General features: G+C 66.7%; 12 protein-coding genes. 6 read left to right on the top strand and 6 right to left on the bottom strand.

Annotation, left to right across the window (positions count from 1 at the left end; all coding sequences use genetic code 11):
- The first annotated feature begins 95 nt into the window (after positions 1–95).
- The gene (rnd, locus tag MF607_RS00625) at positions 96–1,271 is read left to right on the top strand and encodes a ribonuclease D (RefSeq protein ID WP_242115467.1); all 1,176 of its coding nucleotides are present in this window, start codon (positions 96–98) and stop codon (positions 1,269–1,271) included.
- Positions 1,268–1,600 (top strand): I78 family peptidase inhibitor, encoded by a 333-nt coding sequence (locus MF607_RS00620; protein WP_242115466.1) that lies wholly within the window; start codon positions 1,268–1,270, stop codon positions 1,598–1,600. Before rnd ends, MF607_RS00620 begins: the two co-directional genes overlap by 4 nt.
- Positions 1,601–1,800: 200 nt before the next feature.
- On the opposite strand, the gene MF607_RS00615 is transcribed toward MF607_RS00620, so the two are convergent.
- From MF607_RS00615 to MF607_RS00600, 4 genes are read right to left on the bottom strand one after another with little or no spacing between them, the layout of a single operon-like run.
- Complete coding sequence (locus MF607_RS00615) at positions 1,801–3,291, bottom strand: Ppx/GppA phosphatase family protein (protein ID WP_242115465.1); 1,491 nt, start codon at positions 3,289–3,291, stop codon at positions 1,801–1,803.
- Positions 3,288–5,462 carry an RNA degradosome polyphosphate kinase gene (locus MF607_RS00610; RefSeq protein WP_242115464.1) on the bottom strand — a complete coding sequence of 725 codons (2,175 nt, stop codon included), beginning with the start codon at positions 5,460–5,462 and terminating at the stop codon, positions 3,288–3,290. Before MF607_RS00610 ends, MF607_RS00615 begins: the two co-directional genes overlap by 4 nt.
- Positions 5,459–6,097: a P-loop NTPase family protein gene (locus tag MF607_RS00605; RefSeq protein WP_242115463.1), complete on the bottom strand. Its 639-nt coding sequence runs from the start codon at positions 6,095–6,097 to the stop codon at positions 5,459–5,461. The genes MF607_RS00610 and MF607_RS00605 overlap by 4 nt, the downstream gene beginning before the upstream one ends.
- Positions 6,094–7,335 carry a heavy-metal-associated domain-containing protein gene (locus MF607_RS00600; protein WP_242115462.1) on the bottom strand — a complete coding sequence of 414 codons (1,242 nt, stop codon included), beginning with the start codon at positions 7,333–7,335 and terminating at the stop codon, positions 6,094–6,096. Before MF607_RS00600 ends, MF607_RS00605 begins: the two co-directional genes overlap by 4 nt.
- A 59-nt stretch (positions 7,336–7,394) precedes the next feature.
- Between MF607_RS00600 and purM the strand changes: the two genes are divergently transcribed.
- The 4 genes from purM to MF607_RS00580 all read left to right on the top strand — a co-directional run bounded on the left by purM (position 7,395) and on the right by MF607_RS00580 (position 10,030).
- The gene (purM, locus tag MF607_RS00595; RefSeq protein ID WP_242115461.1) at positions 7,395–8,501 is read left to right on the top strand and encodes a phosphoribosylformylglycinamidine cyclo-ligase; all 1,107 of its coding nucleotides are present in this window, start codon (positions 7,395–7,397) and stop codon (positions 8,499–8,501) included.
- Positions 8,491–9,063: a phosphoribosylglycinamide formyltransferase gene (gene purN, locus MF607_RS00590; RefSeq protein ID WP_431311884.1), complete on the top strand. Its 573-nt coding sequence runs from the start codon at positions 8,491–8,493 to the stop codon at positions 9,061–9,063. The genes purM and purN overlap by 11 nt, the downstream gene beginning before the upstream one ends.
- Positions 9,060–9,314, top strand: coding sequence for a hypothetical protein (locus tag MF607_RS00585; protein ID WP_242115460.1), 255 nt, complete (start codon positions 9,060–9,062; stop codon positions 9,312–9,314). Before purN ends, MF607_RS00585 begins: the two co-directional genes overlap by 4 nt.
- A 104-nt stretch (positions 9,315–9,418) precedes the next feature.
- The gene (locus MF607_RS00580) at positions 9,419–10,030 is read left to right on the top strand and encodes a hypothetical protein (protein ID WP_242115459.1); all 612 of its coding nucleotides are present in this window, start codon (positions 9,419–9,421) and stop codon (positions 10,028–10,030) included.
- Positions 10,031–10,439: 409 nt separating this feature from the next.
- Here the strand turns inward: MF607_RS00580 and ndk are convergent, their stop codons facing one another.
- On the bottom strand, positions 10,440–10,862 hold the full coding sequence (gene ndk, locus MF607_RS00575) for a nucleoside-diphosphate kinase (RefSeq protein WP_242115458.1): 423 nt from the start codon (positions 10,860–10,862) through the stop codon (positions 10,440–10,442).
- Between the two features lie 74 nt (positions 10,863–10,936).
- A complete protein-coding gene (locus MF607_RS00570) occupies positions 10,937–11,374 on the bottom strand; it encodes a DNA polymerase III subunit chi (protein ID WP_242115457.1) in 438 nt (145 codons plus the stop codon).
- Positions 11,375–11,452 lie beyond the last annotated feature (78 nt).

The raw sequence follows: 11,452 nt of genomic DNA, 5'->3' as shown, positions 1-11,452 counted from the left end.
GGCGGTGTTTCACTAAAATAGTGATTTCTGGATGTGCGCCGCTTCCCTCCCCCACCCCCTTTTGTCAAGGCGCGGAACCTTGCTATGCGGGCGTGATGCATATCCATCCGTTGATCGAGGACAGCGCGACCCTCGCCGCCCTCTGTACCCGCCTCGCCACGTCCGACTTCGTTGCCGTCGACACCGAATTCATGCGCGAGAACAGCTATTGGCCCGAACTGTGCCTGATCCAGATCGCCAATACCGAGGAAGCGGCGGCGATCGATCCGATGGCACCGGGCATCGACCTGACCCCGCTGCTGAACCTGCTGACCGACAATGACGAGGTGCTGAAGGTCTTCCATGCGGGCGGGCAGGACATCGAGATCGTCTATAAACTGACCGGCAAGACGCCCTTCCCCATGTTCGACACGCAGGTGGCGGCGATGGCGCTGGGTCAGGGCGAGCAGGTCGGCTATTCCAACCTGGTCGACGCCTATCTGGGGATCACCGTCGACAAGGGGGCGCGGTTCACCGACTGGTCGCGGCGCCCGCTCGACGATCGGCAGATCGACTATGCGATCGCCGATGTGACGCATCTGTCGGTGATCTTTCCCAAGATGCTGGCCAAGCTGCGCAAGACCGGGCGCGGGCTGTGGCTGGACGAGGAGATGGAGCGGATCGGCGATCCGTCCAATTATTTCAACGATCCCGAGACGGTGTGGCAGCGCATCCGCGTCAACAGCCGCAAGCCCGAGGTGCTGGGCCGGCTGAAGGCGCTGGGCAAGTGGCGCGAGTTGGAGGCGCAGGGCAAGGATCTGCCGCGCGGGCGAATCGTGAAGGACGAGACGATCGCCGATCTGGCCGGTAACCCACCGCGCAAGCAGGCCGATCTGGCGAAGGTGCGCGGGCTGTCGGCGGCATGGGCGCATAACGATATCGGCGCGCGGATGATGACCGCGCTGGCCGAGGCGCGTCCGTTGCCCGCCGACGAGATGCCGGGGCGCGATGAGCGCAAGCCGGCATTGGGCAAGGAAGGCGCGTTGGTCGCCGACCTGCTGAAACTGCTGCTGAAAATCCGCGCGAACGAGATCAAGGTCGCCGCGCGGCTGCTGGCGCGGTCGGACGATCTGGAGGCGCTGGCCGCCGGACAGCGCGACGGGTTGTCGATCCTGAACGGGTGGCGGTTCGAGCAGTTCGGGCGCGATGCGCTGGCGCTGGTGGAGGGTCAGCTTGGGTTCACCGTGCTGGGTGGACGATTGAAGATGACCCGAGCGGAGGTGGTGGAATGAAGCAGCTTGCGTTGATGGCAGTCGCGGTGGCCGGCTGTGCCGAACCACAGATCCCGCCGCCGGTACGGACGTCGCCGCCGACGATCGGGTCGCGGCCGGTCGGGCCGGGCGCCGCTTCAGAGATCGACAGTTGCGGTCTTGGTTCGATCGCCGATCTGGTCGGCAAGGCGGTGACCGAAACTACGGCGGACGATGCGGGCAAGCGGTCGGGCGCACGGGCGGTGCGGGTGATCCGGCCGGGGATGATGGTGACGATGGACTTTCGGCCCGACCGGCTGAACATCGATGTCGACGACAAGGGAATCGTGACCAATTTGCGCTGCGGATGACGTTCCGGAAGTTGACAAAGGTTACGGTACGTCGGCCTTTTTGAATGCCATAACCTGATTATTTACAATGGTTTGAGCGTAGCGGCAGACGCGGAAGTTGACACTTTGGCGGTTTCGCATTCGTGCGGCGCGTTTCGTGATCCTGACCGTGGAAAGAACGGCGGGAAGGTTGCAAATTCGCGCTATGTAGGAAAGCGCGGTCAGTTCGTGACCAGCGCCGCTTCCATACCAAGCGCCGTGGCGAGCGCCTTGTGCCGTTTCTGGACGGCTTCGCCATACAGCGCGGTATCGCGGCCGGGAACGACCAGTTCGACCTGCCCGCGACCACGACGCAGGTCGGTGCGCTGCAAGGGAGCCGCGACGCCGCCGCTGAGACGCTGGCCGAGCCGCATGGCCAGCCCCCAGCGGTGCGCGGTGGAAAGCGACGCCGCCGGAGCGAGGCGGGGCAGCGGATCGGGCGCGGCGTCGCCGCCGCCACCAAGGCAACTGTAGAGCGCCTGCGCGACGATTGCGCGGCCCGCGGCATCGATCGCCACCCAGTTGCCGTGCAGCGCGATCTCGACGCCGCGTTCGGCGCGGAATTCGGGGTTGGCGTGCCAGCCCACATCCGCGAGCAGGCAGGCGGCATGGCGCAGCCGGACCATCGCGGCATCGTCATCCGGGAATAGCGGCGCGATCCACTTGTGCAGCAGGTCGCCATGTTCGGCGAAGCGGCCCTGCCGGGCGCCTTCGTCATGGGCGGCGATCAGCAACGGATCCTGTGCGCGGACATCGGCGGGCAAGGCAGCGTAGAGCAGCCCCTCGCGCAGGCCATAGGCCGAGACCATTGTCGTCGCCGAACCGAGATGCTTGGTCATCGACGCCAGCACCGCCGTCGCATTGTCGAGAGTCGGCACCCGCCCGCCCGACAGGTTCGGCACCGCCTTCAGATCGGTACGAGGAAGATCGGCAAGAATCTTCCGCAACGCATTGATTCGGTTAAGTGATATCGCATAGCCATGGGCGATCGGCAGCGGATAGCCGGTCAGATGCATGTCGAGCCGCGCGAGCGCGCGCCATGATCCGCCGACGAGATAGAAGGGCAGTCCCCGCCCCTGCCCCGCCCAGCCGGCGTCGCGCACCATCCGCTGTACCGTGCGGTCGAGTTCGCCCGCGCGTCGTTCGCGGATCGCGCCGATGCGCAGCACACCGAGCGGAAAGGAGACACGCTCGCCGAGCTTGCCGCCCCTTACCCGGACCAGTTCGAGACTGCCGCCGCCAAGGTCGCCGACGATGCCGTCGGCATCAGGGATCGCCGACAGCACGCCGTGGCCGGCAGCCTGTGCCTCCTCCTCGCCCGATAGCGTCTCGACGGTCAGCCCGACGCCTTCGGCGAGCGCGATCAGGTCGTGGCCGTTGCTGGCGTCGCGAACGGCGGCGGTGGCGACGGTGCGGACGACATCGACCTGCATCTCGCGCGTCAGCCATGCGAAGCGCGCAAGCGCGGCGCCGGCGACGCGAAATGCTTCCGCGTCGATCGTGCCGGTCGCCGCCAGCGAGCGGCCGAGGCCCGCCAGCACCTTCTCGTTGAATAGCGTCGCCGGGATGCGATCCGGCCCGCCATAGACGACCAGACGGATCGAGTTCGATCCGATGTCGATGATCGCGCTATGGGCGATGGTGGCGGGACGGCTCCACGGCAATCGGATCACATCGTTCCTTCCCGGGCCGCCCGCCATGCGCGCAGCGACAGTTTCTGTGGTACCGTTGCCGACCCGCTCTCGATCGCCGCACCGCGCCCGGACAGCGACGGGTTGGTCATGAAATAGCGGTGCAGGTTGAACGGCTTGTCACCCTTCGCCATCCGGCGATAGCTGCCATCGGGACCAAGGTCCCAACTTTGTTCGGTGTCGAGCAGATTGGCGACCATGACCTGATCGAGCACCTGGTCGTGAACGGTCGGGTTGGTGATCGGCAGCAGATATTCAACGCGGCGGTCGAAATTGCGCGGCATCCAGTCGGCCGAAGATACATAGACCAGTGCGTCGTCGTTCGGCAGCGCTTGTCCGTTGCCGAAGCAATAGATGCGGCTGTGTTCGAGAAAGCGGCCGACCACCGATTTGACGCGGATGTTGTCGGACATGCCCGGTACGCCCGGCCGCAGGCAGCAGATGCCGCGCACGATCAGGTCGATCTGCACGCCGGCCGCCGATGCCTCGTACAGCTTGTCGATCAGTGCCGGATCGACCAGCGAGTTCATCTTCAGCCAGATCGAACCTTCGCCGCCGGCGCGGGCGGTCTGAATCTCGCCCTCGATCAGCGCCTCCAGCCGGTCGCGCAGGTCGCGGGGACTGATGGCAAGCTGTTGCAGCGCCTGCGGTTCGACATAGCCGGTGATGTAGTTGAACACCTGCGCCGCATCGCGACCGATCACCGGATCGGCGGTGAAGAAGCTGAGGTCGGTGTAGATGCGCGCGGTGATCGGGTGATAATTGCCGGTGCCGAAGTGACAATAGGTACGATAGCCCTGCTCCTCGCGCCGGACGACCATCGAGATCTTCGCGTGGGTCTTCCACTCGATGAAGCCGTAGACGACCTGCACCCCGGCGCGTTCGAGCACCGAGGCGAGGTTCAGGTTCTGCTCTTCGTCGAAACGGGCCTTCAGTTCGACGACGGCGGTCACCGACTTGCCGGCCTCGGCAGCAGCGACCAGCGCAGCGACGACAGCGGATTGCTTGCCGGCGCGGTACAGCGTCTGCTTGATCGCGACGACATCGGGATCGGCGGCGGCTTGCTTGAGGAAAGCGAGCACCACGTCGAAGGTTTCGTACGGGTGGTGGACGACGATGTCCTTCGCCCGGATCGCCGCGAAACAGTCGCCGCCATATTCGCGGATGCGTTCGGGAAAGCGCGGAGAAAAGGGCGGGAATTTGAGGTCGGGCCGGTCTTCCGCCACCAGCATCGACAGGTCGCCGATGCCGAGGAACCCGCCGGTTTCGGTGATGAGCGCATCGCTGCCGCCCATTTCGTCGCGCAGCAGCTGGACCAGTTCGTCGGAAATGCCCGATTCAATTTCGAGGCGAATGATCCTGCCGCGGCGGCGGCGTTTGATCGCGGTGCGGAAATAAAGGACCAGATCCTCGGCCTCTTCCTCCAGTTCGATATCGCTGTCGCGGATGACGCGGAAGGCGGCGGAGGCGCGCACGTCATAGCCGGGGAAGAACTGCCCCGAAAAATGGCGCAGCACGGTTTCGATCGCGACATAGCGCGCCGACTTGCCCGGCAGGCGGACGAAGCGCGGCATCGCCGAGGGGAGCAGCACGACCTCGCGCACCTCGACCTCGTCCGACCGGCGGATCAGGTCGAACAGCATGGCCGAACCGAGGTTCGGGATGAAGGGGAACGGGTGCGCCGGGTCGAGCGCCTGCGGGGTGAGCACCGGGAACAGCTGATCGCGGAAATAGCGGGCAAGCCATTCCTCGGTCTCCCCATGCAGCGCGTCGGCGCCGAGCACGCTGATATCGGCCTCGGCCAGTTGCGCCGCGATATCGCGCCAGATGCGCTGCTGGCTGTCGACCAGCCCGGCGGCGTCGACGGTGATCGCGGCCAGTTGCTGCGACGGGGTCAGGCCGTCGACCGATTCATGGCCTACCTCCTGCATCTGCTGCCCCTTCAGGCCCGCGACGCGGACCATGAAAAATTCGTCGATGTTGGTCGCCGAGATCGACAGGAAGCGCAACCGTTCGAGCAGCGGATGGTCGGGGTTGCACGCTTCGTCGAGTACGCGACGGTTGAATGCCAGCCACGACAGTTCGCGGTTGAAATAGCGTGCCTGGGGCGCGGCGGCGACGGTGGTGCGGGCGGAGGGGACGGGATCGTTCACAGCAGGCGGTCCAGCAGCAACGGATTGCCGGCCAGCGCGGCGCGCGCGGCGGGAACGGTCAGACGGCGCGTCGAGCGCAACATGGCATCTTCCTCCAGAGCCTCGACGATGCGAAGCACCGCAAGGTGGCTCCGTTCGACGCGGCGGGCAAGCCAGCGCACCAGATCGGGCGCGGCGACAAGTTCCTTCCTGTCGAAGAGATATTGCAGCAGTGTTTCGATCAGCACGTCGTCGGGCGCTTCGAGGCGCAGCACCGGCGTCGCGTTGATGCGCGAGCGCAGGTCGGGCAGCCCGATCCGCCAGATCGGCGGCGCGGCATCGGCGACGATCAGCAGCGGGCGGGCATCGCTCTGTGCCCGGTTCCATGCGTGGAACAGCTCGGTCTCGCTCCAGCGATCGGCATCGTCGGCGATCGTCCCGCCGCTCTTCGCCGCGAAAAGCCGGGCGAGCAGCGTACGGCCCGATTTGCGCGGACCGACCAGCAGCGCCGCCTGGACGGGCCAGGTCGCGAAATGATCGAGATGGTGGACGGCGGCTTCGTTCGACGGCCCGACAAGGAACAGGTCCTGCCGGGCGCCGGCGGGAAGTTCGAGAGGCAGGGTAAGCTGAACCGTAGCGCGAGGCAGACTGGTCATTCCTGCGGGGCACTCGGCGGAGCGGTCGGGGTCGAGGCGGCGCGGCGACGGATACGCAGCGCGCCATCGCCCTGCTGCACCTGCCACCCGCGCGATTCGAGCGCGGCGCTGAGAATGGCGATATCGCCGTCGAACGTCACGCGCAGCACCGATACGCCGCCGAGCGCGAGGCTGGAGGTCGCCGCCGAGCGGACGCCGGGGACCGATCGCAACGCAGCCTCGGTCGATTCGACCGCGGCTACGGTCGGGGTGTCGGCCTGGATCGACAGTGTGACGCTGTCGCCGGTCGGAACCGGCGTCGGGGTTGCGCCCGCGTCGATGCTGGTCGGGTCGACGATCTCCTCCTCGTCAGGCAGGATCACGCTGCCCGGTGGCGGGGCGGCGAGGACGAGGTCGGGGCGGAGCGCGCCACTGCGCAGCCCCTGTTGATACAGCGCATCGAGACGGCGGACGCCTTCGTCGAGAAGCGCGGGAACGGCATCGCCCTGATTGACGCGGAGCGAGAAACTGCCGAGCAGGCGGTTGTCGGGGCCGTAGCCGGCGGTGAAGGTGCCGATCACCGGGCCGCCGGGCCATTGGCGATACAGGCGGACCTGCGGGATGAGCACGTCGGACGCGCCGTACTGGTTGAGGACGGTGCGCCACCAGCCACGCCCGCGCCGCGTCACCTGTCCGGCGTTGAGCAGCAGGCCGTCGGCGCCGGTGCCGCTGGGCCGGACATAGTCCATAACGCTGCCACCGGTGCGGAACCGCGCCCATGCCGCCTGCCACGGGGTCGCACGTTCGAAGACGGTGCCGGTGCCGCCGTCCCAGATCAGCGGCACCACCAGCATTGCCGGGCTACGCTCAGACACGCCGGCGATGCCGAGGATCGAGGCGGCGCGGCTACGATTGAACAGCACACCCAACCGGGCGATGTAGCGGTTCGGCGCGATCTGTTCGCTTTCGACGACGATGCTGGTCACCAACGAATCGAGCGTGCCGTCGGGCAGCGAACGGGCCTGTCCGGTCAGCCGCTGCGACAGCATCTGCCAGCCCTTGCGCTGGGCGAGGCGCCAGCCGGTGGTGCGCGCCGCCTCCGCCGTCCGGCCGGCGACGTCGACGCGCACACCGTTTACCTCGAAGCTGCCCGATCCGTCGACCGGCGCGACGCCGCCTTGCTGCGCCACGACCGCCCCGGTCGCGACCACGCCCAATGCGAGGGCGGCAAGGATGCGGCGGGGCTGAACCAAGGTCATGCGCGCCTTTTGACGAAGCAGGCGTGGAAATCCAAGCGCGATGTGGCTAGTCGGACCCAATGAGCAACGAAGCGGACCGCGGCGGCGGCTATACCTACGCACAGGCAGGCGTCTCGATCGCGGCGGGCAATGCCCTGGTCCGCGCGATCGGGCCGTTGGCGAAGTCGACGCGGCGGCCGGGGGCCGATGCCGAGCTGGGCGGCTTTGGCGGCGTGTTCGATCCGAAGGCGGCAGGGTTCAAGGATCCGTTGCTGGTCGCCGCCAATGACGGCGTCGGTACCAAGCTGAAGCTGGCGATCGAACACAATGCACATGACGGGGTCGGTATCGATCTGGTCGCGATGTGCGCCAACGACCTGATCGTGCAGGGTGCCGAGCCGCTGTTCTTCCTCGACTATTATGCCAGCGGCAAGCTGGTCGCCGACACCGCCGAGCGGGTCGTCGCCTCGATCGCCGAGGGGTGCCGGCAGGCCGGCTGCGCGCTGATCGGGGGCGAGACCGCCGAAATGCCGGGCATGTATGCCGACGGCGATTACGACCTTGCCGGCTTCTGCGTCGGTGCGGTCGAGCGCGAGCAGCTGCTGACCGGGGACAAGGTCGCGGTGGGCGACGTCATCCTCGGGCTGGCATCGTCGGGGGTCCATTCGAACGGCTTCTCGCTGGTGCGGCGACTGGCGGCCGACAAGGGGTGGAAGCTCGACCGCCCTGCCCTGTTCGATCAGGACGTACTGTTGATCGACGCGCTGATGGCGCCGACCCGGATCTACGTGAAGTCGCTGCTGCCGCTGCTGCGCGAAGGGCGCATCCACGGGCTGGCGCATATCACCGGCGGCGGATTGCTGGAGAATATCCCGCGCGTCCTTCCGCAAGGGGCGCATGCGACGGTCGATGCCGATGCGTGGGAGCAGTCGCGCTTGATGGCGTTCCTGCAGGCGCAGGGCAATATCGAGCCCGAAGAGATGGCGCGGACGTTCAACTGCGGCATCGGCATGGCGGTGCTGGTCGCTGCCGAGGACGCCGAGGCGGTCGCGGCGGCGCTGGCGGAGGCTGGCGAGACGGTGGTGCGGATCGGCACGGTCGATGCGGGCGACAAGGGCTGCACCGTCAAGGGCAGTGCTGGGACGTGGAGCGCGCGGAGCGACTGGAGCGCGACGCATCTTGGCTAAACACCGTGTCGGCGTCCTGATTTCGGGACGGGGATCGAACATGGCGGCGCTGATCGCAGCCGCCAAGGCGGCGGACTGCCCCTATGACGTCGTGCTGGTGGCGTCGGACAAGCCCGATGCCGCCGGCCTGACCCATGCTGCCGAAGCGGGCATCGCGACCTTCGCCCATTCGCCGCGCGGCATCCCGAAAGCGGACTATGAGGCGGCGATCGACGGTGCGCTGCGGGATGCCGGGGTCGAGACGATCGCGCTGGCCGGCTATATGCGGTTGCTGTCGGACTGGTTCGTCGGCCAGTGGCGCGACCGGATCGTCAATATCCATCCGTCGTTGCTGCCCGCCTATAAGGGCCTCGATACCCATGCGCGGGCGATCGCCGCCGGCGATGCCGAGGCGGGCTGTTCGGTGCATGTCGTGACCGAAGAACTCGATGCCGGGAGCGTATTGGCGCAGGCGCGCGTTCCGATCCTGCCCGACGATACGCCCGATACGCTGGCGGCGCGGGTGCTGGTGGAGGAACATCGCCTCTACCCGCGAACCCTGACGGAGTTTGTGACGCGATGACCGAGATGCTCGACCATATCCGTGAAGCAGTGAAGGTATTGCCGGGGGTCGAGGAACGACAGGAGGATGGCGCGACGGTCTTTCTGGTCGAAGGCGAAGCGTTCGTGCGGGTGGACGGCGCGGCGACCGTGCGCGGCGACGATGGCTGGGTGGCGTTGCCGGATAGCGACGCAGCCGCGATCGACGATGCTGTTGCCCATGCATGGGAACTGGCGGCACCGCGCGGACTGCTGGAGGCGGGCGGGCGTTAACCCCGTTTCGGTTCAGTCACGCTTCTCCCGCCCCTATTCAGCGGCGTCACGATCGGATACGATCCGGCCTGACTTCCCATGGGGGGGAAGTAGAGGGGAAGATCATGACGTTCGTGAAGATGCTTTGCGTCGCCGCTTTCGCTGGCGCGTCGATGACCGCTGCGGTCGCGCAGGACCAGTCGGCGCCGGTGACCGCCGTCGCGCGTGGGGGCGCCACTGCCAATGCGCAGCTGCCGGCGAACACTGAAGTGCTGCTGTCGATGAACGAGGACCTGACGACCAAGGGCGGTCGCATCGAGGTCGGCTACAAGTTCGGGCTGACCGTCGCTGCCGACGTGATGCTGGGCGATTATGTCGTAATTCCTAAGGGCACACCCGCCGTGGGCGAAGTCACCTGGCTGACCGGCAAGGGTGCGTTCGGCAAGTCGGGCAAGATGGAAATCCAGGTCCGCTCGATCGACCTGAACGGTCGCCGCATCCCGGTGACCGGGAAATATCGTCAGGAAGGCGAAGGCAACACCGTCGCGACGGTGGCATCGGTCGCGCTGCTGTGGCCGGCGGCGCCCTTCGTCACGGGCAAGAGCGCGCGCATTCCGGCGGGTCGCGAGTTGAAGGCGTTCACCGAGTCGGCGACGCCGGTTGCGGTGCCGGCGACGGCCGCGGTGTCGGCAGGCACGCCGGTTGTGGCGGTCGCGGCGACTGCCGGGGTGAAGTAAGGGGGGCTCTCCCCTCGGTCTCAATCCCATTGGAGGTTCGAGCCTATCGAGAACCGTCGTCGAGAAGGGGTGGCCCAATCAGCCCGTTCTCGACGAGGGTCGGGTGAACCAGGCGGGGCATGGTTCACCCGACCATCTTCTCGGCAGGCTCGAAGCTGCTCGACCCGAACGGGATGGAAGAATGGGGTAGCTTTTTCCGCTTCCGTTCGTGCTGCGTAGGGGCTGAGCGCAGTCGAAGGCTCGTATCGAAGCACCTGCCGCCAACGGTACTTCGATACGCCGCTTCGACAGGTTCAGCGGCTACTCAGGACGAACGGTGAGGCAAGTTCGCAGCCGACCAACGCAGAAACAAAAAAAGGCCCGCCTCCTCATCGGAAGCGGGCCTTTTTTCATTCGATCGGCCGATCGATCAGCCGACAATCTCTTCCGGCTTGAAGAAGAAGTCGATCTCGATCTTGGCATTCTCTTCCGAATCCGAGCCATGGACCGAATTGGCTTCGATCGATTCGGCGAGTTCCTTGCGGATCGTGCCCGGTTCGGCGTTCGCCGGGTTGGTCGCGCCCATGATGTCGCGGTTCGCCTGCACGGCGTTTTCGCCTTCGAGGACCTGCACGACGACCGGGCCCGAGATCATGAACGACACGAGGTCGTTGAAGAAGGGACGCTCGCGGTGCACGCCGTAGAAACCTTCGGCCTGTTCGCGGGTCATCTGGATGCGCTTCGAAGCGACGACGCGCAGGCCGGCTTCCTCCAGCATCTTGGTGACGGCGCCGGTCAGGTTGCGGCGGGTCGCGTCGGGCTTGATGATCGAAAAGGTACGGGTGGCGGCCATGGTGGTCGCAGCTCCTGCGTTGCTGGTTGGAAGTTGACGGTCCCCCTAGTCGGGCGCCGCGTTACAGGCAAGCGTTACGCCGCCTGTTCCCAACCATTGTCGCCCTGTCGCCAATAGCGGCGCTCGACGCCGTCGCGGTCGGCCAGCCCCTTCCACGCGGCGCGGGCGGCGGCGATATGGTCTTCGCCAAAGAAGTGGAAGGCGCGATCGAAGGTCAGCGCCGCGTCGCGCCAGCGGCCGTCGACGATCGCGATGTTGCGGGCGGTTTTGGTCGCAACGACGTCGGGAGCGATCAGCACCGCTTGGAGGCTGTCCTCTCCGGCCCCCGCCTGCGCGTGCGGCAGGAAACTGTCGGGGGCGTAGGTCCAAAGCAGCATGTCGAGATTGCGGCGCTGATCGGCATCCTCCGACACCAGGAGCAACCGCTCGCCGTCGCCGTGCAGACGCGCGGCGATGCGCGGGAGCACGCGGTCGAGCGGGCTGCGGGTCAGGTGGTAGAAGTCGACTTTCATAGGTTCGCTTGTATGCCCTCCCCCACCCGTCACCCCAGCGAAGGCTGGGGTCTCTCGCGGCGGGTGTGCCGTGCTTTC

Source organism: Sphingomonas lacusdianchii, from assembly GCF_022664395.1.
In the GTDB taxonomy this organism is placed as follows: Bacteria; Pseudomonadota; Alphaproteobacteria; order Sphingomonadales; family Sphingomonadaceae; genus Sphingomonas; species Sphingomonas lacusdianchii.
Note: the sequence above shows the minus strand (reverse complement) of the source record. Positions and strands in the feature narration are given on the sequence as shown.